The organism is Azospirillum sp. TSH58 (genome assembly GCF_003119115.1).
GTDB lineage: Bacteria > Pseudomonadota > Alphaproteobacteria > Azospirillales > Azospirillaceae > Azospirillum.
On record NZ_CP022364.1, the window covers coordinates 527,577 to 547,259 of the forward strand.

Below are 19,683 nucleotides of genomic sequence, written 5' to 3' on the forward strand. Positions count from 1 at the left end.
CGGCGAAGTCCGCTCTATAGCACAGGGTTCGCGCCGCAAACAGGCAAAATGGGCGCCGTTCCGCACGCCAATGGAGGGTGCCCCGGATCGGCCGGCGGGGAAGTGCGGACCGGCTCATGCTGCCCCCTTGCCCAGGGAGCGGATCGCAGAGGAGGCGTTGACCTTGCCCTCCCCCCGGTAAGCCTCGTGGTTGGCGTCGATTTCGCCCAGCTTGTACCGGTAGTTGATCATCATCCCGCAGGACTGGCGCACCCCCTTGGCCGACCGGTCGCCCAGCCAGTTCAGCCGCTCCATGCGGGCGCCGTTGCTGAGGTGGAAGTGCGCGACCGGGTCGAGCGCCCGCGCCGGGGCGGCGCCCGGCCGCTCGCTGCGGCGGTCCGACGCCCGCGCCGTCGTCAGGTAATGCGCGCACAGCCGCATCAGCGGACCGCGAAGCTGCTTCTGAAGCTCGTCCTGCGCGTGCCAGGAGGGCAGAGCCAGGGCGGCGGCCAGCACAGGGCGTTCGTCCGCTTCGCCCTCCCCGTCCGATTCGCCGCCATCCTGCAGGGCGGTCATGGCCTCCGCGATGCGTTCCGCCTCGGGCGGGCTGAGCAGCGAATCACCGCGCTCGGCCAGTTCCCGGTCCAGCCAGCGGCGGAAGCCGGGAATCGGCGACAGGGTGGCGAAGCATTTGATGTTGGGGAACTCCCCGGTCAGCCCGTCCACCACCCGCTTGATGAGGAAGTTGCCGAAGCTGATTCCCGCCAGCCCCACCTGGGCGTTGGAGATGGAGTAGAAGATGGCGCTGTCGGCGCTCTTCGGGTCGCAGACCGGCGCGGAGGGGTCGAGCAGCGCCTGGACATTGTCCGACATGCCCTGGACCAGCGCGACCTCGACGAAGATCAGCGGCTCGTTCGGCATGCGCGGGTGGAAGAAGGCGAAGCAGCGCCGGTCGGAATCGAGGCGGTCCTTGAGGTCCCGCCAGCCGCTGATCTCGTGCACCGCCTCGTACTTGATGAGCTTTTCCAGGAGCGAGGCCGGGCTGTCCCAGGTGATCCGGCGCATCTCCAGGAAGCCCACGTCGAACCAGTTGCGCAGCAGGCTCTTGAGATCGTCCTCCAGCGCCTGGAGCAGCGGTTCGCCGCGCGCCATCTCCATCAGTTCGGCGCGCAGATCGACCAGGAACTTCACCCCTTCGGGCAGGCCGTTGAACTGGGTCAGCAGCCGCAGCCGCGGCGGCTCCAGCGCGCGGCGCAGGGCGCGCTCGGCGTGGCCGCGCGACACCGGGTCGCCCGCCGTCTGGAAGGTCGCCATCGCCTGATCGACGGCGGCGCGGTCAACATCGAAGTCACGCGCCAGCATCATCAGGAAGTTGCGACGCCCCTGCCCGTCCAGCGCCAGATAGGTGCGGCCGAGCTGCGCCGCCCGCGCCCGCGCCGACACTTCGCCGCCGCGGCCTTCCAGACAGGCTTCGATCTGCTCCTTCAGCCGCTCGGCGTCTTCCTTGGGCAGATTGGCGCGCGGCGCCGCGCCGACCACACCGCGGGCGGAGGCGGCGATCTCGCGCCAGCCCGCCCGCAGCGTGTCCAGGGTGCGGTCGAGCAGGCCCGGCGGCGCCCCGGCGGCGGGAGGCTGGGCTGGACCGGATTCGGCGGATTTGGTCTCGGGCGTCTCGCTCATACCCAGAGTCTGGCGTGCGGGCGCGCTCTCGGCAAGCCATAGCTTGAGCCCGGCCTTAAGAGTAAACCCCCTGTCCAGGCGTATGTATGCCCTGGGGAAGCCGGGTCAGCGCCCCTCTGCCTTCAGGCGTTTCAGCACCCCCGGCAGCGCATCCGGCAAATCCTCGGCGATCAGACCCGGCCCGAACGCGTTCGCCGCCTCGCCATGCAGCCAGACCGCGGCGCAGGCGGCGTCGAATGCGTCCATCCCCTGAGCGATCAGCCCGAGCGCGATGCCCGCCAGCACGTCTCCCGACCCGGCGGTCGCCAGATCGGCCGGAGCGTTGGCGTTGACGACGGCCCGTCCATCCGGCGCCGCGACCACCGTGTCGGCGCCCTTCAGAAGGACGACGGCGCCGCAGCGCGCCGCAGCGGCGCGGGCGCGCGTCAGTTTGCCGCCCTCCGCCGCGAGATCCGGAAAGATCCGCGCGAACTCGCCCTCGTGCGGGGTCAGCAGGCAGCGTTCGTTCAACCGGCCGAGCAGGTCGGCGGGCGACTCGGTGAAGCTGGTCAGCGCGTCGGCGTCCAGCACGCAGGCCTTGCCGGCGCCGAGAGCGGCGAGAACGTGATCCCGCGTACCCTTCCCGACACCGGCACCCGGCCCCAGCAGCGCCGCGTTCTTGCGCGGATCCGCCAGCAGGGCCTCGAAGGCGGCAGCGTCCGCCACCTCGGTCACGATCAGGCTGGGCGAGCCGGCGGCGTAGATCGGCACCGAGTCGGGCGGGCAGGCCACCGTCACCAGCCCCGCCCCGGCGCGCAGGGCGCCCCGCGCCGACAGCCGCGCCGCGCCGGTCATCCGCGCCCCGCCCAGCACCACCGCATGCCCCCGCGCGTATTTGTGGGCGTCGAGCCGCGGCCAGGGATAGCGGCGACGCCACAGATCGGGGCCGTTCACCAGGGTCGGCGGCGCGATGGCGTCCAGCACGGTGTCGGGAATGCCGATGTCGGCGACCACCACCTCGCCGCACAGGACGCGCCCCGGCAGGAGCAGATGGCCGGGCTTGCGGCGGAAGAACGTGACGGTCAGCGCCGCCTGCGGGGCCACGCCCATCACCTGTCCGCTGTCGCCGTGCAGGCCGCTCGGCACGTCCACGGCGACGACGGTGCGCCCCGCCATCGCCTCGACCACCTCCTTGGCCATGCCGTCGAGCGGGCGGGCCAGCCCGGCTCCGAACAGCGCGTCGATGACCAGGGGGTTGCCTTCCAGCAGCCAGGGATCGGCGGCTTCAATCGGTCCGGTCCAGCGCCCGGCCGCCACCGCCGCGTCGCCGCGCAGGGCGGAGCGCGAGCCCAGCAGGGCCAGCCGCACCGGCCAGCCCGCTTCGAGAAGAAGACGCGCGATGACGAAGCCGTCGCCGCCGTTGTTGCCCGGTCCGCACAGGACGACGGTCGGGTGCGGCGCCCAGCGCTCGCAGACCGCGCGCACCACCGCGGCCCCCGCCGCTTCCATCAGCACCGGGCCCGGCACGCCGCCCGCCATGGTCAGCGCGTCGGCGCGATACATCTCCGCCACGGAAAGCAGTTCGTCCATCGCCTCCACCCGCCGCAATCCCGCATCACCGTCATCCGGCACAATAAGCGCCGTTGCGGCCGCAGCAAAGCCGGGCACAGGAGGAATGAGAGAAACGGCCCGTCTGGCACGGGAATTGGAAAGAAGGACTGGGGCGATGGATGGGACTCGAACCCACGACCGCTCGGACCACAACCGAGAGCTCTACCAACTGAGCTACCACCGCCACCAAAGAACGGAATGACCCGTCCGTCAAAACCCCGCCCGCCATGTCCGCCGATGCAATGTCAGCGAGAAACACCGACGAGACAAGCGCATCCGCCATCAAGGAGGACTGGGGCGATGGATGGGACTCGAACCCACGACCGCTCGGACCACAACCGAGAGCTCTACCAACTGAGCTACCACCGCCACCGGGGCCGCCTATTTGCCCCAAGGGAGGGGTCGGGTCAAGCTCTATTTTTCACCGCATTCATCAACGTGAAAAGCCGGCCCCACCCCCTCCGAACGGGCGAGGCTGCGCGGATTGCTTGCAGCTTGTGCACAAATATTGTTCACTTCGCCTCATCCGTTGGCAGCCACGTGCCGCCCCCGGTGGCATCGGTGCGCTGCGGCCCGGCATCCCACGCTGCCGAACCGCAACCGCTCCGATTGGCACGCAACGTGCTTTACATCGGACCGTCGGCAGAGCCGTGGACGGTGCCTGCCGGCGTTGGCACCTCGTACACGAGAGACCCATGAAGAAGATCGAAGCCATCATTAAGCCGTTCAAACTCGATGAAGTGAAGGAAGCCCTTCACGAAGTCGGCATCAAGGGCATCACCGTCACCGAGGCCAAGGGCTTCGGCCGTCAGAAAGGGCACACCGAGCTGTACCGCGGCGCGGAGTATGTGGTCGACTTCCTGCCGAAGGTGAAGATCGAGGTGGTGATGGAGGACTCCCTGGTGGAGCGGGCGATCGAGGCGATCCAGCAGGCCGCCCACACCGGCCGCATCGGCGACGGCAAGATCTTCGTCACCCCCGTGGAAGAAGTTGTCCGCATCCGGACCGGCGAGAAGGGAGGCGACGCGATCTGATCGCGTCCCGAGAACCCGACCACCGGCCAACATGAACCAGCCCCGCCCACAATCGACGCAGAGCCGGCCGACGCAGTGCCGGCCGACGCAGACCGTCGCAACCGCAAGCGGAACGATCCGTGCGCGGACGCCCCTCCGGGCGCGACTTTTTGTGCTGTCACGTTGTGTGCTTGGGAAAGGCATGACATAACGTCCGCCGCGAGCGCCGTCACCCGCCCCTCGGTCGGTTTGACGCAGCGGGACCCAAACCTCTTAAGCGTGGAAAAAGAGATATGTCCGACATCAGCAAGGTCTTCGACCTGATCAAGGAACACGACGTCAAGTACGTGGACCTCCGCTTCACCGACCCGCGCGGCAAGCTGCACCACACCGCCCAGCACGTCTCGACCATCGACGAGGACGTGTTCGAAGACGGCATCATGTTCGACGGTTCCTCGATCGCCGGCTGGAAGGCGATCAACGAGTCGGACATGATCCTCCAGCTCGACCCGACCACCGCCGTGATGGACCCGTTCTCGGCCCAGCCGACGCTGAACATCCTCTGCGACGTGTACGAGCCGTCGACCGGCCAGCCCTACGCGCGCTGCCCGCGCGGCATCGCGAAGGCCGCCGAGAAGTACATGGCGTCGGCCGGCATCGGCGATACCGCCTACTTCGGCCCGGAAGCCGAGTTCTTCGTCTTCGACGACGTCAAGTTCAAGGTCGAGATGAACAAGGTCTCCTACGAGTTCGACTCGGAGGAAGGCCCGTACACCTCGGACAAGGACTACGAGGACGGCAACCTGGGCCACCGCCCGGGCGTGAAGGGCGGCTACTTCCCGGTCGCTCCGGTCGACAGCGGCTCGGACCTGCGCGCCGAGATGCTGAGCGTGCTCGCCGAGATGGGCGTGCCGGTCGAGAAGCACCACCACGAGGTGGCCGCCTCGCAGCATGAGCTGGGCATCAAGTTCGACACGCTGGTCCGCACCGGCGACAACATGCAGTACTACAAGTACGTCGTGCACAACGTCGCCCACGCCTACGGCAAGACCGCGACCTTCATGCCGAAGCCCGTCTTCGGCGACAACGGCTCGGGCATGCACATGCACCAGTCGATCTGGAAGGAAGGCCAGCCGCTGTTCGCCGGCAACCAGTACGCCGACCTGTCGGAGCTGGCGCTGTACTACATCGGCGGCATCATCAAGCACGCCAAGGCGCTGAACGCCTTCACCAACCCGACGACCAACTCCTACAAGCGTCTGGTCCCGGGCTACGAGGCTCCGGTTCTGCTGGCCTACTCGGCCCGCAACCGCTCGGCGTCCTGCCGCATCCCGTACGTCGCCTCGCCGAAGGGCAAGCGCGTCGAGGTCCGCTTCCCGGATCCGTCGGCCAACCCGTACCTGGCCTTCGCCGCCCTGCTGATGGCCGGTCTGGACGGCATCCAGAACAAGATCCATCCGGGCGAGGCGATGGACAAGAACCTGTACGACCTGCCGGCCGAAGAGCTGGCCAAGGTTCCGACGGTTTGCGGCTCGCTGCGCGAAGCCCTGGATAGCCTGAAGGCCGACAGCGCCTTCCTGCAGAAGGGCGACGTGTTCACCAAGGACATGATCGAGTCCTACATCGACCTGCGCACCGAGGAGCTGCTGGCCTTCGAGACCATGCCGCACCCGATCGAGTACAAGATGTACTACTCGGTCTGATCCAACGGTCCCCGGTCCACCGGTTCACGGTGCCCGCCCCGCCCTCGCGGCGCGGTGGGCACCACCGGAGGGCCGGACCGCGGAGCAGAGTAAGAAAAAGCCCACCGACGGCAACGTCGGTGGGCTTTTTCTTGTGCGGAACGAGAGGGACGCCTCAGGCGGTGCCGCCGAAGCGCCGCGCCGCCTCGATGGTCAGTCCGGTGCCGACCGAGCCGAAAATGTTGCCTTCCACCACGCGGGCGCCGGGCAGTTCGGCCAGGATGGCCGCCCGCACCTGCGGCAGCAGCGTCGAGCCGCCGGTCAGGAACACCGCGTCGATCTCCGCCGGCAGCGTGCCGGCCTCGGCCAGACAGGCGCGCACCCGCCCGCCGATGCGGCCGGCCAGGATCGCCGTCGCCTGGTTCAGCTCGTCCACCGACACCGGGCGCGTCATGCCGCCACCGCCCCAGTCCAGCAGGAGGCCGGCCTCCGGCCCATCGGACAGGGCGATCTTGGCGCGCTCCACCGCCATGGCCAGCGCGTGGCCCAGCCGGTGCTCGACCACGCCGATCAGCCGCTCGATGCGGTCCGGGGTCGCGGAATCGCGCTGCAGGCGCTCCAGGTCGGCCATCGCCTTGGCGGTGTAAAGGAAGTTGATCTTCGACCAGGTCGCCAGATCGAAGAACAGATGCTTGGGCGCCAGCAGGCCGGGCCGCTTCATGGCGCTGCCATGGCCGAGCAGCGGCATCGCCGTCGCCAGCGACAGGTCGCGGTCGAAGTCGGTGCCGCCGACGCGGATGCCGTCGTTGGCCAGGATGTCGGCGCTGCGGTCGGCCCGCCCGCGCCGATCCGGCCCGATGCGGACGATGGAGAAGTCCGAGGTGCCGCCGCCGATGTCGGCGATCAGGGCCAGCTCCTCCCGGTCCACCTGCTGCTCGTAGTCGAGCGCGGCGGCGATGGGCTCATATTGAAAGGAGATGCCGCGGAAACCGACGGAGCGGGCGATCTCGCCCAGCACCTCCTCCGCCGCCGCGTCGCCCGCCGGGTCGCCGTCGACGAAATGCACCGGGCGCCCCAACACCACATCGGTCAGTTCGCCGCCCAGCGCGCTCTCCGCCCGCTCCTTCACCGCGGCCAGGAAGGTGGCGATGACCGCGCGGAAGGTGATGCGGCCCTTGCGCAGCGCGGTGTCGGCGTCGATCAGGTCGGTGCCCAGCATCGACTTGATGGAGCGCATCAGGCGCCCCTCGACGCCCGACGCATAGGCGTCGACGGCCGCTTGCCCGACCGTCACCGCGTCGGCTTCGAAATCGAAAAAGACGGCGCTGGGCAGGGTCGTCCGCGCGCCGTCCAGGGGAAGCAGGCCGTAACCGCCCTCCCCTCCGCCGGCACCCGCCGCCGCCATCCGCACGCCGAGAGTCGTGTTGGACGTGCCGAAATCGAGGCCGCAAGCCGTCATGGGAACCCCCGCCGTGATGGAAGGGGCGAGGCTATACAGGGGCCGGGCCCGCGGATCAAGACGCGCGACGGGACAGGCCGCGCTTGTCTTTCTTATTCGGCCGGAACGCTGCGGGTCGCCACGATGTGGTTCAGGGTGATGGTCATCACCGCCTCGCCATGCTGGTTCAGCGTGGTGTAGGCCAGCCGAACGGTGCCGCGGTCGCCGCGGCGGGACGGGACGGTCTCCACCACCTCCACCCGGACGCGCAGCGTGTCGCCGGGGCGCACCGGGCGCAGCCAGCGCAGTTCGTCGCCGCCCGAACCGCCCAGGCTGGTGCCGGTGATGGCTCCGGTGTCGCGGAACAGCCGGAAGGTCAGGGACAGGGTGTGGAAGCCGCTGGCGATCAGCCCGCCGAACGGCCCCTCCGCCGCGGCCACGGCGTCCATGTGGAAGGGCTGCGGGTCGAAGCGCTGGGCGAAATCCATGATCTGGCTGTCGGTGACCGTCGCCCCTTCGGTCTCGATCACGTCGCCGACGCGGAAATCCTCGAAATAGCGCCCCGCCATGCCCGCTGCCCTCCCGTTCCGTTGGTCCTCGTCCGGACGGTGCTAAATGTAGATGGCGCCGTCCATATAGAGAACCGCTTTCCCGGCGATCCTCACGCGGTCGCCGGCCAGTTCGCAGGACAGCGCGCCGCCCCGCGCCGAGACCTGCCGGGCCTTCAGCCGCTCCTTGCCCAGACGCCGCGCCCAATAGGGGATCAGCGTGCAATGGGCGGAGCCGGTCACCGGGTCCTCGGGAATCCCCTTGGCCGGCGCGAAGAAGCGCGACACGAAATCCACGCCGCCGCTGCCCGGCGCCGTCACGATGACCGCGTAATAGTCCTCAAGCCGGGCCAGGGCGCCCATGTCCGGCGTCAGCGCGCGCACTGTCGCCTCGTCGTCGTAGACGACGACGACGTCGCGGGCTTTCAGCACCGCCAGCGGCGACGGCCCGCCCAGCGCGTCGATCAGGCCGGCCGGCGGCCCGGCGAGCGGTTCCGGCGGACGGCTGGGGAAGTCCAGCGTGTAGAGGTCACCGTTGCGGGTGACGCTGAGGGTTCCGGCCTTGCGGGTGGTGAAGTCGATCCGCGGGCAGCCCCACTCCAGCATCGTCGCGATGACGAAGGCCGAGGCCAGCGTGGCGTGACCGCACAGGTCCACCTCGACCGCCGGTGTGAACCAGCGGATCTCGTAGCCATCGCCGCGTCGGACGATGAAGGCGGTCTCCGACAGGTTGTTTTCCGCCGCGATGGCCTGGAGCGTCGCGTCGGGAAGCCAGTCCTCCAGCGGCACGACCGCCGCCGGGTTGCCCGCGAACACCGCGTCCGCGAAGGCATCGACCTGATACAGGGGAAGGCGCAAGGTGCCTCCTTAGGGTTTCTCGGTGAACAGGAACGCCTGGGCGTGCCGCTCCATCCCCGCCGCCTCGTAGAAGGTGACGGCCTTGGGCGCCGACAGGAGAAGGCAGGTGACGCCCTCCCCCACCGCGGCGCGGGTGCGGCGCATCAACTCCTTGCCGATGCCGCGTCCCTGACAGGCGCGGTCGACGGCGAGGTCGGACAGGTAGCAGCAGAAGGCGAAATCGGTGACGGAGCGGGCGACGCCGATCAACGCCCCGTCCGCGTCGCGGGCGGTGACGATCAGGCCGGCGTTGCGCAGCATCGCCTCCACCCGCGGGCGGTCCGCCACGGGCCGGCGTTCGGCCAGCCCGGAGCGGTGGAGCACGTCGATGAAGGCGTCGGCGGTCAGGTCGGGCTCGACGGCGTAGAGGATCGCATCGGCGCTCATCGGGTCAACCCCGCCAGAAGGGCTTGTTGACCTCGCTGTCCACGTCGGCGCGGGACACGCCGATGTCCTTCAGCAGATGATCGTCCAGCCGCATCAGCGCCTGCCGCTGCCGCCACCGCTCATAGCCGTTGAGGCCGGCCTCCATCACGAACCAGACGGGGCGGATGCCGACGGTGAGGGCGCGCGCGATGACCTTGAAGACGGTCGTGAACGAGGACGATCCGGACGACCGGGTCGCTTCTGTGGTGCGCATGATGAGCCTCCTTCGTCAAAACATTCAGCCCCGAACAATCGAGACAATGGCGATTATGTCGACACAATCGCTTCGGTCAATGTCGTTATTGTCACCATTACATTTCCGATATCGGATGTATCCCGGTTGCCACACCCATCGGTTGGACAGTCCTTTGGACGAGCGCGGTCCCCGGCAACCTCACCATCCGGACATGAAAAAAGGCCGGCCGCGGAAAGCGGCCGGCCCGGCAGAGCGCCTTGGGTGGCGCCGGACGCGGTCCTGTTACTCGCGGTTGCCCATGAGCTGGAGGAGCATCTGGAAGAGGTTGATGAAGTTGAGGTAGAGCGAGAGGGCGCCCATGACGGCGAGCTTGGTGTTGGCCTCGTGCCCGTAGCCCTCGGCGTACTCCTCCTTGATGCGCTGGGTGTCGTAGGCGGTCAGGCCGGTGAAGATCACCACGCCGATCACCGAGACGGCGAACTGCAGCGCGCTGGAGCCGATGAAGATGTTGACCAGGCTGGCGATGACGATGCCGATCAGGCCCATCATCAGGAACGAGCCCATCTTCGACAGGTCGGCCTTGGTGGTGTAGCCCCACAGGCTCATCGCCGCGAACATCGCCGCGGTGATGAAGAACACCCGCGCCACGCTGGCCCCGGTGAAGACCAGGAAGATCGACGCCATCGACACGCCCATCACCGCGCAGAAGGCCCAGAACAGCCCCTGCAGCGCGCTCGCCGACATCGCGTGGAAGCGGAAGGACAGCACCATGATGAAGGCCAGCGGCGCCAGCATCACCACCCACTTCAGCGGGGTCGTGAAGATCGGAACGTACAGCGCCGGCGTGCTCGCCACGAACAGCGCCACAAGCCCCGTCACGCCCAGGCCGAGCATCATGAAGTTGTAGACCCGCAGCATGTGCTTGCGCAGGCCCTCGTCGAACGCCGCACGGTCCACGCCCGCGGCGCCGGCGCCCCAACGACTCTGGTTGGGATACTGGTCGAACATTGCGAAAACTCCCTCGTTCAAGCCTCTGACCGGCAAGCCTCTGACCGGCGGCGGGCGCATGGCGGCGGGTCGGCCGCGCAACAGCGGCGGAATGGGATGGCTGCGCCGTCCATCATGAAACCCTCCAGATGCGGTCACGCCCGTCGGCGCAAAAGCAGATGAAGAGATCCGACATCGCAGCCCCCGACCTCGTAACCAACGACTCGGCTGCCAGAGGGGCCCGGACCCTGGTTGTCCTAATAGTTGGCCGTGTGGCCGGCGCCTTTCAAGATACCCGTCCCCTCACAGGTTCCGCGCGAACGGGAGCTTGGAACGCGCCCGGCTGTTCCCATATGGCGGCTTGGGAGCGGCCGGCCCGGCAAGCCGGGCGCCGCTTCACCCGTCAACAACTCAGAGCCGGATCAACAAGATGGAGAGTGCCGCGTTGAGCGACCAGCACCACAGACGCCTCGAACGGCGGGTGGATCGCATCCAGGAGAAGCTTCCCGACTCCATGGCGCGGACGCTGGCTTGGCTCCGCGAGCCGCGTGCGACCTGGGTGCGTGTCCCCGCCGGGTTGCTGCTGATTCTCGGTGGCCTGTTCAGCTTCCTGCCCGTGCTGGGCATCTGGATGCTGCCTCTCGGCCTCGTTCTGCTCGCTTACGACGTGCCGTTCCTCCGCCCGCCGATCAATCGCGCGCTGGTGCGCGGCGAGCGGCGCTGGAAGGAGTGGAAGCGGCGGCGCCGCGCCGCTTCCTCGTCCTCGTCCTCGTGACCGGCATTCCCTGACGGGGCCGTCCCGTCAGGAATAGGACCCGGTGCGGGCCGGCGTCCGCTCCAGCGGCCCCTCTCCGGGGCTGTAGCGCTCGGCCCGCGGACCGGACAGGCGGTCGTGGTCCTCGTCCGCCACCATAGCCTTCAGCGGGCAATGGCCGCTCATGCCGCGGGCCACCAGGGCGGCGCCGGCCAGCCCCATGATGGCGCCCCGCACGTCGGCGCCGCGGCGCACGCCGCCCGCCGCCATGACGAGGCCGAGGCCGGTGGACACGGCGCGTTCCAGCGGCCCGAGATTCCGCGCGCCCCCAAAGAAGCGGTCGTAGGTGTGTCGGATGGCGTTTTCGGCGCTCATGCCTGAATTCTCCCGGCTGTGCCCGGCGCGAAGGGGATGCCGAAGCAGCGCCGGGCGGTCCTGACTGCAACGCCCGCCCGGCCATCCGGGTTCCCGAGGGCACGGCGCAAGCGGGACCGCACAATCGCGACAATGCGGTGACACTTGTCGATTGATCGGTACAATGTCATCATTGTCCCCATGACACATTGGGTTCCTGATCTGGAGGGGCGGCAAGGCCCCCGTTACCGCGCCATCGCCGACGCCCTGTCCGACGACATCGCCAACGGACGGCTCGCCCCCGGCACCCGGCTTCCGACCCACCGCGACCTCGCCTACCGCCTCGGCGTCACCGTCGGCACGATCACCCGCGCCTACACCGAGGCGGAGAAGCGCGGGCTGATCGGCGGCGAGGTCGGGCGCGGCACCTTCGTGCAGGGGCAGCGGCACATGCCCCCCTCCGACCCCTTCAGCTGGACGCCCCGGCCCGAACCCTCCGTCGTCAACATGACCGTCGTGACGCCGGAGCACCCGATGTCGGTGCCGATGATGGGCGCCACCCTGGCCGCCATCGGGGCGTCACCGAACCTCGGGGCGCTGCTGGAATACGCGCCGCACGCCGGCCTTCCCGCCCACCGCGCCGCCGGGGCGCAGTGGCTGACGCGGCAGCACCGCGTGGCCACCTCCGCCGACACGGTCCTGCTGACCACCGGCGCGCAGAACGCCATGGCGGTGGCGCTGGCCGCGGTGGCGCGCCCCGGCGACGTCGTGCTGACCGAGCGTCTGACCAACTACGGCATCAAGACGCTGAGCGCGGTCGAGGGCTATCACCTGGAGGGCATCGCCATCGACGAGCATGGCGTGGTCCCGGACAGTTTCGACAGCGCCTGCCGCCGTCTGGCGCCCAAGGCGCTGTATCTGGTGCCGACCATGCACACCCCCACCGCCTCCGTCATGCCGCAGGCCCGGCGCGTGGAGATCGCCGCCATCGCCCGCCGCTACGGGGTGATGCTGGTGGAGGACGACGTCTTCGGTTTCCTGGTCCATGACGCGAAGCCCATCCAGGCCATCGCCCCGGACGTCACGGTCTATGTGAACAGCCTGTCCAAGAGCGTGTCGGCCGGCCTGCGCGTCGGCTATGTGGTCGCTCCGCCGGCCCTGGTGCCGCGCGTCGAGGCGGTCATCCGCGCCCTGCAATACTCCTCCCCGCCCCTGCCGCCGGAGGTCGCGACGCGCTGGATCACCGATGGCAGCGCCGACCGCATCGCCGAGGCCCAGCGCGGGGAGGCCATGGCGCGCCAGCAGATCGCCCGCTCCATCCTGCCCGCCAGCGCCGTCTGCGGGCACGCGTCGGCGCAGCATCTCTGGCTGGTCCTGCCCGAGCCCTGGCGGCGCGACGACTTCATCGCGGAGGCGTTGCGACGCGGCGTGAAGGTGACGGGCGGCGACGTGTTCGCCGTGGGCCGGGCCAGCGCCCCCCACGCCGTGCGGCTGGGCCTCTGCCACCCGCACAGCCGGGACGAACTGGCGCGCGGCCTGCGCACGCTGGCGGACCTGCTGGAGAATCCACAGACCGCGATGCTGTCGATCGTGTGATTGGGGAACGGCGGACAGGCCGCGCCCTTACGGGAACGGCCGGACCGTGTGCAGGTGGTTCAGCGGGCCGTGACCATGCCCGAAGCCGGGGGCGGAGCGGATGGCCTCGTCCACATAGGCGCGGGCGCGGGCCACCGAATCGCGCACGCCCAGCCCCTGGGCGATGCCGGCGGCGATGGCCGAGGCCAGGGTGCAGCCGGTGCCGTGGGTGTGCGGGGTGTGGATGCGCCGCCCCTCGAACACCTCCTCGCCGTCCTCGGTGAGCAGCAGGTCGCACAGCCGCTCGTCCTCCAGATGGCCGCCCTTCAGCAGGACGGCCTTCGGCCCGAAGGTGCGGATCATCTCGGCGGCGCGGCGCATGTCGTCGAGGTTGCGCACCGGAATGTCGGTCAGCGCCTCCGCCTCCGGCAGGTTGGGGGTGACCAGCTCGGCGTGGGGCAGCAGGCGCTTGCGCAGGGTCTGCACGGCGTCCGGCTCCAGCAGGAAATGGCCGCTCTTCGAGACCATCACCGGATCGACGACCAGCGGAACGTTGATCGCCCGCGCCTCATACTCGCCGGCCACCGCCTCGATGACGGCGGCGTTGGCGAGCATGCCGATCTTGATGCTGTCGGCCCCCAGGTCCTCCAGCACCACCTTCATCTGCAGGGCGACGAAGGCCGGGTCCACGGGCAGCACACCATAGACCCCCGTCGTGTTCTGCGCGGTCAGCGCCGCGATGGCGGTCATGGCGAAGGCGTTCAGCGCGCTGACCGCCTTGATGTCCGCCTGGATGCCGGCACCGCCGCCGGAATCGGACCCGGCGACGATGAGAACACGGCCGTTGATCGGGTGGGCCTGCATCGGGATTGCTTCCGTCTGGTCGTCTGGTTGGAGGATGGGCCTAGGAAGCGGTCTCCAGCCGGGCGGCGTCCGTGATGGCGCCGGCAATGTCGGCCACCACCGCGTTCACCAGCCCTTCGTCGTCGCCTTCCGCCATGACGCGGATCACCGGCTCGGTCCCCGACTTGCGGATCAGGATGCGCCCCGACCCGTTCAGCCGCGCCTCGCCGTCGCGGATCGCCGCCTGGACGGAGGCAATCTCCAGCGGCTTCGACCCGGCGGCGAAGCGGACGTTGGTCAGCTTCTGCGGCACCGGAGCGAAGACCTGGCAGACCTCGCTGGCCGCCCGGCCGCCGGACTGGATCAGCACCGCCAGGACCTGGAGTGCGGCGATCAGCCCGTCGCCGGTCGTGGAATAATCGGACAGCACGACGTGCCCCGACTGCTCCCCACCGACGTTGTAGCCGTGCTCGCGCATATGTTCCACCACATAGCGGTCGCCGACCGGCGTGCGGACGAGCGCGATGCCCAGCCCCTGGAGGTGGCGCTCCATGCCCAGGTTGGACATCACCGTGGCGACCACGCCGCCGCCCTTCAGGGTCTGCGCCTGCGCCCAGGAGGAGGCGATCAGCGCCATGACCTGGTCGCCGTCGACGACGCGCCCGGCCTCGTCGACCATGATCAGGCGGTCGGCGTCGCCGTCCAGCGCGATGCCCAGATGGGCGCCATGGGCCACCACCTGCTCCTGCAGGGTCCGGGTGGCGGTGGCGCCGCAGTCCTTGTTGATGTTCAGGCCGTCCGGGCTGACCCCGACCGGGATCACGTCGGCCCCCAGCTCGTACAGCACCTTCGGGGCGACGCGGTAGGCGGCGCCGTTGGCGCAGTCCACGACGATCTTCAGCCCGTCCAGCCGCAGGCCGCGCGGGAAGGTGTTCTTCACATACTCGATGTAGCGGCCCGTCGAATCCTCCAGGCGGGAAGCGCGGCCGAGATCGGCGGAGCCGGCGAGATCCGGCGCGAAGGGCTGGCCCATGCGCGTCTCGATGGCGATCTCCACCGCGTCCGACAGCTTGTAGCCGTCCGGCCCGAACAGCTTGATCCCGTTGTCCTGATACGGGTTGTGCGAGGCGGAGATCATCACGCCGAGGTCGGCGCGCAGGCTGCGCGTCAGCATGGCGACGGCGGGCGTCGGCAGCGGGCCGAGCAGCACCACGTCCATCCCCATGGAGATGAAGCCCGCGGTCAGCGCCGGCTCCAGAAGATAACCGGACAGCCGGGTGTCCTTGCCGATCACCACGCGGTGCCGGTGGTCGCCCCGGCGGAACTGCAAAGCGGACGCCATCGCGACACGCAGGGCGGTTTCCGCCGTCATCGGGTCGATGTTGGCGGTGCCACGGATGCCGTCGGTGCCGAACAGGTGTCGCGTCATGAAATCCCTCAGGAATAGGCCAGTCACTGTACCGCAACTGCGGATGTGGTGAGAAGGTCATCGCTTGCCGCGGGGGGCAGGGTCAAGAACCCTTCCGCGCAGACGCCAAAGGGTTACGCGCGCACCGCGATCACGGCACCCTTGCGGGATGCAGCCCCTCCCAGACGGCGCGCGCCTGGACCGTTTGGGGCACGTCATGGACACGCAGGATCTGCGCGCCCTGGTTCAGCGTTTCCAGGCCGCCGGCCAGCGATCCGGCCAGCCGTTCCTTCGGCGGCTCGCTGCGCGACAGCTTGCCGATCAGGGTCTTGCGCGACAGACCGATCAGCAGGGCGCAGCCCAGCCCGTGATACAGGGCGGTGTGGCGCAGGATGTCGAGATTGTGCTCCACCGTCTTGCCGAAGCCGATCCCGGGATCGACGGCGATACGTTCCAGAGGCACCCCGGCGGCGAGGCAGGCCTCCACCCGCTCCTCCAGCCAGTCGAAGACGTCGAGCGCCGCGTCCTCATAGACCGGGTTCTGCTGCATGGTGCCGGGCTCGCCCCGCATGTGCATGACCACCACGGGGGCCGCCTTCTCCGCCACCAGCGGCAGCGCGCCGGGATCGCGCAGCCCGGCCACGTCGTTGATCAGCGCCGCGCCGGCGTCGAGCGCGGCGCGCATCACCCGCGCGTGCCGCGTGTCGACCGACACCACGGCGCCCTTGGCCGCGAAGTGGCGGACCACCGGCAGGACGCGGGCGGCCTCATCCTCGGGCGACACGGGGGCGGAACCGGGACGGGTGGATTCGCCGCCGACGTCCAGCAGGTCGGCCCCGGCCTCCAGCATCGCCTCGCCGTGGGCGATGGCCGCCCCGGCGTCGAAGAAATCACCGCCGTCGGAAAAGCTGTCCGGCGTCACGTTGACGATGGCCATGATGCGCGGGCGCCCGAGGTCCAGCCCGCCGAACGGCGCCCGCCCGCGGGTCAGCGCGCCCAGCCGCTTGTCCAGGCTCTGCGCGACGGCGGTCCCGCGCTCCCACCCCCAGGCCATGATCTCGGTCAGCGGCGCGAAGGCCCGCTCGATCCGCGCGCCCTGCCGGACGATCAGTTCGGCGGTTAAAAAGGAGAAACGCCCGCCGGCCAGCGGCACCGCCGCGCCGGCGCTCCAGGCGGCGATGGGCAGCAGCCCGACCGGCCTCAGATAGACGCGGACCCCGCCCTCCCCCGCCCAGGGCGCGAAGGAGGCGAGCGAGCCGGCGGCCGACTTCGGAGCGGGCTTGGCGATCGGGGTTTTGGCGATCGGGGGCATGGCGACGGTTCGTGCAGAGGAACGGAAGACCGCAGCCTGTCACGGCGGGAAGCCCCGACGCAAGAGACTGCGGTCCACCGTTTCACCGGAAGGCTATGCCTGTGGCGTTACGCGCTCTTGCTACGCGCTCTTGGGCAGCGGGGCCAGGGCGGCCAGCATCTGCTTCTTGCGCTCCCCGTAGATGCTGCCGAGTTCCTCGGCGCGCTTGTCGTCGAGCGCCTTCTTGGCCTCCTCGAACAGTTCCTCCTCCTCCTCGTCGAGGTGGTGGCGGGTCACCTCGCCCAGCACCTGGAGCTTGGCCTTCCAGGCGGTGCTGTCGGCGGGCATGGCGTTCAGCTCGTCGAGGAAGCCGTTGATGATGTGATGCTCGTTCAGGCCCTCGGTGGTCTCCTGCTTGGTGTTCTTGGCCTTGGACAGCGACTGGTAGAAAACGGCTTCCTCGATCTTGCCGTGCGCCCACAGCTCGCGCTGCAGGTCCTCGTAGGCGGCGCGCCCGTCGCCGTCCGCCTTCTCGGCCGCGTCGAGCAGGCGGCGGATGGTGTCGTGGTCCTGCTTGATCCGGTCGAAGATGCTGGTCATTGGTCCTGTCCCGTTGTTGCGGTGTCTCGACGGGAATCAACCACGGCCCCGATCCCGGTGTTCCCGGTGCCAAACGGGGTCAGCCATGCCGAACCATCCAGTGCAGGCTGAACAGCCGGTCCTCGTCGGTCCAGCTCCGCTCCGTGCGCCAGCCGGCGCGGGCGGCGAGGCGGCGGAAACCGGGCACCGAGTATTTGTAGGAATTCTCGGTGTGGATCGTCTCGCCGCGGGCGAAGCGGACGGGATGGCCGGCGATGTGGACGGTCTGGTCGTCCAGGCTGCGCAGATGCATCTCGATCCGCCCGCGCGCGGTGTCGTAGCGGGCGACATGGGCGAAGCGGTCCAGCTCGAAGGTGCCGTCCAGCTCGCGGTTGATGCGGGCCAGCAGGTTCAAGTTGAAGGCGGCGGTCACACCGCGCGCGTCGTCGTAGGCGGCCTCCAGCACCGCCGGATCCTTGCGCAGGTCCACCCCGATCAGCAGCCGCGCCCCGGCCCCGAGCCGCCGCCCGAGATTATCCAGGAAGGTCATCGCCTCGGCGGGCCGGAAATTGCCGATGGTGCTGCCGGGGAAGAAGGCCATCGTCCGCTCTGGCGCCACGCCCCGCGGCAGGGCGAAGCCGCGCACATAGTCGGCCGCCACCGGCACCACCGTCACCGCCGGATAGTCGCCGGCCAGCCGGGCGGCGGCGGCGATCAGATGGTCACGGCTGATGTCCACCGGCACATACATGGCCGGCGCGTCCAGCGCGTCGAGCAGGATGCGCACCTTGACGCTCGACCCGCTGCCCAGCTCCACCAGGGTGGCGCCGCGCCCGGCGAGGCCGGCGATCTCCTCGGCGCGGGCGTGCAGCAGGGCGGTCTCGGTCCGCGTCGGGTAATATTCGTCGAGCGTGCAGATGGCGTCGAACAGGGCCGAGCCCTCGGCGTCGTAGAAGTACTTGCAGGGGAGGCTCTTGTCCGGGCGGGACAGGCCCTCCAGCACGTCGGACAGGAACACGTCGTCCGGCACCGGCCCCTGCGCCGGAAGGGCGCGGGCGGCGGAAATTGCGGTCATCAGGCGTCCTCCGCGAGGCGCACGCCGCTGAACATCCAGCGTTGGTGCGGATAGAAGAAATTCCGGTAGGTGGCGCGGGCATGGCCGTCCGGCGTGGCGCAGCATCCGCCGCGCAGCACATACTGGTTGGCCATGAACTTGCCGTTGTATTCGCCGACCGCCCCGACGGCGGGGCGGAATCCCGGGTAGCCGCTGTAGGCGCTGGCCGTCCATTCCCAAACGTCGCCGAACAATTGGACGAGGCCATCGCCCCCCGCGGCGGCGACCGGGCGCAGCAGCCCGCTGCCCAGCGTGTTGCCGGTGGGGGAGAGCCCGCTGCCCAGCATTGTGCCGGCGGCGGTTTCCCACTCGGCCTCCGTCGGCAGGCGCTTGCCGGCCCAGCGGGCGAAGGCGTCGGCCTCGTAGAAGCCGACGTGGCAGACCGGGGCGTCCTCGTCCAACGGGTGCTCGCCGAGCAGGGTGAACTCCCGCCAGCCGCCGTCTTCGCCGCGCCGCCAGTAGGCCGGCGCCTCCCAGCCCTCGGCGTTGACCGTGGCCCAGCCGTCGGACAGCCAGAGCGCCGGGTTGCGGTAGCCGCCGTCCTCGACGAAGGCCCGCCACTCCCCGTTGGTCACCGCGCGGGAGAACAGCCGGAAGGGGCGCAGCAGCACCTCGTGCCGCGGACCCTCGTTGTCGAAGGCGAAGGCCTCGCCGCCGCCCTCACCACCGTGCCCCACGGAGACGATCCCGCCGTCCACCGCGATCCAGCGCCCCTCATGGGCGGGGCCGCGCAAGGCCGGGCGGTAGGGCCGGTAGGCCGGTGCGACCGGGTTGCAGGAGAACAGGTGCAGCAGGTCCATCAGGATCAGCTCCTGATGCTGCTCCTCATGGGCGAGACCGAGCGTCACCAGCGGGACCAGCCGCTCGGCGTCGGCACGCTCCAGCAGGGTCAGCATGGCGGCGTCCACATGGTCGCGGTAGGCCGCCACCCCGGCCACGCCGGGCCGTGTCAACAGGCCGCGCCGGGGCCGCGGATGGCGGGCGCCGACGGCCTCGTAATAGGAGTTGAAGAGATAGCCGAAGGCCGGATCGAAGGGCCGGTAGCCCGGCAGATTCGGGATCAGCAGAAAGGTTTCGAAGAACCACGTCGTGTGGGCCAGATGCCATTTGACCGGGCTGGCGTCCGGCATGGACTGCACCACCTGATCCTCCGGCGACAAACCGCCGGCCAGCTCCGCCGAGGTGGCACGCACCCGGCGAAAACGGTCGGCGATCCCGCCGGCTTTGGCGGCTGTTTTGAGCATGGGCGCTGTGTCCTCCCCCGCCTGACAGGTCCCGGTAAAGCTGTGCCGCTTCGCCGGGCCGCCAACCCTCCTTTCGGAGTGGCCC

The 19,683-nt window shown here is 69.6% G+C and carries 19 protein-coding genes and 2 tRNA genes; 4 read left to right on the plus strand and 17 right to left on the minus strand.

The genetic code is table 11. The features are described from left to right. Positions 1–114: 114 nt before the first annotated feature. From TSH58p_RS06045 to TSH58p_RS06060, 4 genes are all read right to left on the minus strand, one after another. On the minus strand, positions 115–1,659 hold the full coding sequence (locus tag TSH58p_RS06045; RefSeq protein WP_109071950.1) for a malonyl-CoA decarboxylase: 1,545 nt from the start codon (positions 1,657–1,659) through the stop codon (positions 115–117). Positions 1,660–1,764: 105 nt separating this feature from the next. Next, positions 1,765–3,228 carry an NAD(P)H-hydrate dehydratase gene (locus tag TSH58p_RS06050; RefSeq protein WP_109071951.1) on the minus strand — a complete coding sequence of 488 codons (1,464 nt, stop codon included), beginning with the start codon at positions 3,226–3,228 and terminating at the stop codon, positions 1,765–1,767. A 129-nt stretch (positions 3,229–3,357) separates the two neighbouring features. Continuing rightward, a tRNA-His gene (locus tag TSH58p_RS06055) sits at positions 3,358–3,433 on the minus strand. A 109-nt stretch (positions 3,434–3,542) separates the two neighbouring features. Beyond that, positions 3,543–3,618: transfer RNA gene (locus TSH58p_RS06060), tRNA-His, on the minus strand. Between the two features lie 326 nt (positions 3,619–3,944). On the opposite strand from TSH58p_RS06060, the gene TSH58p_RS06065 reads away from it, so the two are divergent. Beyond that, positions 3,945–4,283 (plus strand): P-II family nitrogen regulator, encoded by a 339-nt coding sequence (locus TSH58p_RS06065; RefSeq protein WP_014240107.1) that lies wholly within the window; start codon positions 3,945–3,947, stop codon positions 4,281–4,283. 272 nt (positions 4,284–4,555) lie between these two features. Beyond that, positions 4,556–5,965, plus strand: coding sequence for a type I glutamate--ammonia ligase (glnA, locus tag TSH58p_RS06070; RefSeq protein WP_014240105.1), 1,410 nt, complete (start codon positions 4,556–4,558; stop codon positions 5,963–5,965). 154 nt (positions 5,966–6,119) lie between these two features. On the opposite strand, the gene TSH58p_RS06075 is transcribed toward glnA, so the two are convergent. From TSH58p_RS06075 to TSH58p_RS06100, 6 genes are all read right to left on the minus strand, one after another. Then, positions 6,120–7,403 (minus strand): Hsp70 family protein, encoded by a 1,284-nt coding sequence (locus TSH58p_RS06075; RefSeq protein WP_109469161.1) that lies wholly within the window; start codon positions 7,401–7,403, stop codon positions 6,120–6,122. 92 nt (positions 7,404–7,495) lie between these two features. Further along, a complete protein-coding gene (locus tag TSH58p_RS06080) occupies positions 7,496–7,951 on the minus strand; it encodes a MaoC/PaaZ C-terminal domain-containing protein (RefSeq protein ID WP_109469162.1) in 456 nt (151 codons plus the stop codon). A 42-nt stretch (positions 7,952–7,993) separates the two neighbouring features. Next, positions 7,994–8,788, minus strand: a complete 795-nt coding sequence (locus TSH58p_RS06085) for a PhzF family phenazine biosynthesis protein (RefSeq protein ID WP_109469163.1) — start codon at positions 8,786–8,788, stop codon at positions 7,994–7,996. Between the two features lie 9 nt (positions 8,789–8,797). Then, positions 8,798–9,214 carry a GNAT family N-acetyltransferase gene (locus TSH58p_RS06090; protein ID WP_109469164.1) on the minus strand — a complete coding sequence of 139 codons (417 nt, stop codon included), beginning with the start codon at positions 9,212–9,214 and terminating at the stop codon, positions 8,798–8,800. A 4-nt stretch (positions 9,215–9,218) separates the two neighbouring features. Further along, positions 9,219–9,467 (minus strand): DUF1127 domain-containing protein, encoded by a 249-nt coding sequence (locus tag TSH58p_RS06095; RefSeq protein WP_109469165.1) that lies wholly within the window; start codon positions 9,465–9,467, stop codon positions 9,219–9,221. Positions 9,468–9,731: 264 nt separating this feature from the next. Further along, positions 9,732–10,457 carry a Bax inhibitor-1/YccA family protein gene (locus TSH58p_RS06100; RefSeq protein ID WP_109469166.1) on the minus strand — a complete coding sequence of 242 codons (726 nt, stop codon included), beginning with the start codon at positions 10,455–10,457 and terminating at the stop codon, positions 9,732–9,734. 424 nt (positions 10,458–10,881) lie between these two features. On the opposite strand from TSH58p_RS06100, the gene TSH58p_RS06105 reads away from it, so the two are divergent. Further along, a complete protein-coding gene (locus TSH58p_RS06105) occupies positions 10,882–11,211 on the plus strand; it encodes a hypothetical protein (protein ID WP_247874367.1) in 330 nt (109 codons plus the stop codon). A 27-nt stretch (positions 11,212–11,238) separates the two neighbouring features. Here TSH58p_RS06105 and TSH58p_RS06110 read toward each other — a convergent pair whose 3' ends face one another. Then, on the minus strand, positions 11,239–11,565 hold the full coding sequence (locus tag TSH58p_RS06110) for a DUF2892 domain-containing protein (protein WP_109469168.1): 327 nt from the start codon (positions 11,563–11,565) through the stop codon (positions 11,239–11,241). Between the two features lie 180 nt (positions 11,566–11,745). Here TSH58p_RS06110 and TSH58p_RS06115 point away from each other — a divergent pair, with 180 nt between their 5' ends. Further along, a complete protein-coding gene (locus tag TSH58p_RS06115) occupies positions 11,746–13,140 on the plus strand; it encodes a PLP-dependent aminotransferase family protein (RefSeq protein WP_109469169.1) in 1,395 nt (464 codons plus the stop codon). A gap of 27 nt (positions 13,141–13,167) precedes the next feature. Here the strand turns inward: TSH58p_RS06115 and thiD are convergent, their stop codons facing one another. The 6 genes from thiD to egtB form a co-directional block, all read right to left on the minus strand. Beyond that, entirely contained in the window at positions 13,168–13,983 is an 816-nt protein-coding gene (gene thiD / locus TSH58p_RS06120; RefSeq protein WP_174436453.1) for a bifunctional hydroxymethylpyrimidine kinase/phosphomethylpyrimidine kinase, read from the minus strand. A gap of 40 nt (positions 13,984–14,023) precedes the next feature. Beyond that, a complete protein-coding gene (glmM, locus tag TSH58p_RS06125; RefSeq protein ID WP_109469170.1) occupies positions 14,024–15,391 on the minus strand; it encodes a phosphoglucosamine mutase in 1,368 nt (455 codons plus the stop codon). 130 nt (positions 15,392–15,521) lie between these two features. Further along, positions 15,522–16,682, minus strand: a complete 1,161-nt coding sequence (gene folP / locus TSH58p_RS06130) for a dihydropteroate synthase (RefSeq protein WP_109469171.1) — start codon at positions 16,680–16,682, stop codon at positions 15,522–15,524. A 120-nt stretch (positions 16,683–16,802) separates the two neighbouring features. Then, the gene (locus TSH58p_RS06135; RefSeq protein WP_014240091.1) at positions 16,803–17,261 is read right to left on the minus strand and encodes a hemerythrin domain-containing protein; all 459 of its coding nucleotides are present in this window, start codon (positions 17,259–17,261) and stop codon (positions 16,803–16,805) included. 79 nt (positions 17,262–17,340) lie between these two features. Next, positions 17,341–18,315: an L-histidine N(alpha)-methyltransferase gene (gene egtD, locus TSH58p_RS06140; protein ID WP_109469172.1), complete on the minus strand. Its 975-nt coding sequence runs from the start codon at positions 18,313–18,315 to the stop codon at positions 17,341–17,343. Further along, complete coding sequence (egtB, locus tag TSH58p_RS06145; RefSeq protein WP_109469173.1) at positions 18,315–19,598, minus strand: ergothioneine biosynthesis protein EgtB; 1,284 nt, start codon at positions 19,596–19,598, stop codon at positions 18,315–18,317. Before egtB ends, egtD begins: the two co-directional genes overlap by 1 nt. Positions 19,599–19,683 lie beyond the last annotated feature (85 nt).

What these genes read in the sequence shown, in the direction of transcription:
- TSH58p_RS06090 (WP_109469164.1), bottom strand. Translation starts at nt 9,214, where the DNA reads ATGAGCGCCGATGCGATCCTCTACGCCGTCGAGCCCGACCTGACCGCC.
- folP (WP_109469171.1), bottom strand. Translation starts at nt 16,682, where the DNA reads ATGCCCCCGATCGCCAAAACCCCGATCGCCAAGCCCGCTCCGAAGTCG.
- glnA (WP_014240105.1), top strand. Translation starts at nt 4,556, where the DNA reads ATGTCCGACATCAGCAAGGTCTTCGACCTGATCAAGGAACACGACGTC.
- egtB (WP_109469173.1), bottom strand. Translation starts at nt 19,598, where the DNA reads ATGCTCAAAACAGCCGCCAAAGCCGGCGGGATCGCCGACCGTTTTCGC.
- glmM (WP_109469170.1), bottom strand. Translation starts at nt 15,391, where the DNA reads ATGACGCGACACCTGTTCGGCACCGACGGCATCCGTGGCACCGCCAAC.
- TSH58p_RS06135 (WP_014240091.1), bottom strand. Translation starts at nt 17,261, where the DNA reads ATGACCAGCATCTTCGACCGGATCAAGCAGGACCACGACACCATCCGC.
- TSH58p_RS06095 (WP_109469165.1), bottom strand. Translation starts at nt 9,467, where the DNA reads ATGCGCACCACAGAAGCGACCCGGTCGTCCGGATCGTCCTCGTTCACG.
- TSH58p_RS06050 (WP_109071951.1), bottom strand. Translation starts at nt 3,228, where the DNA reads ATGGACGAACTGCTTTCCGTGGCGGAGATGTATCGCGCCGACGCGCTG.
- TSH58p_RS06065 (WP_014240107.1), top strand. Translation starts at nt 3,945, where the DNA reads ATGAAGAAGATCGAAGCCATCATTAAGCCGTTCAAACTCGATGAAGTG.
- TSH58p_RS06110 (WP_109469168.1), bottom strand. Translation starts at nt 11,565, where the DNA reads ATGAGCGCCGAAAACGCCATCCGACACACCTACGACCGCTTCTTTGGG.
- thiD (WP_174436453.1), bottom strand. Translation starts at nt 13,983, where the DNA reads ATGCAGGCCCACCCGATCAACGGCCGTGTTCTCATCGTCGCCGGGTCC.
- TSH58p_RS06080 (WP_109469162.1), bottom strand. Translation starts at nt 7,951, where the DNA reads ATGGCGGGGCGCTATTTCGAGGATTTCCGCGTCGGCGACGTGATCGAG.
- TSH58p_RS06075 (WP_109469161.1), bottom strand. Translation starts at nt 7,403, where the DNA reads ATGACGGCTTGCGGCCTCGATTTCGGCACGTCCAACACGACTCTCGGC.
- TSH58p_RS06045 (WP_109071950.1), bottom strand. Translation starts at nt 1,659, where the DNA reads ATGAGCGAGACGCCCGAGACCAAATCCGCCGAATCCGGTCCAGCCCAG.
- egtD (WP_109469172.1), bottom strand. Translation starts at nt 18,315, where the DNA reads ATGACCGCAATTTCCGCCGCCCGCGCCCTTCCGGCGCAGGGGCCGGTG.
- TSH58p_RS06115 (WP_109469169.1), top strand. Translation starts at nt 11,746, where the DNA reads ATGACACATTGGGTTCCTGATCTGGAGGGGCGGCAAGGCCCCCGTTAC.
- TSH58p_RS06100 (WP_109469166.1), bottom strand. Translation starts at nt 10,457, where the DNA reads ATGTTCGACCAGTATCCCAACCAGAGTCGTTGGGGCGCCGGCGCCGCG.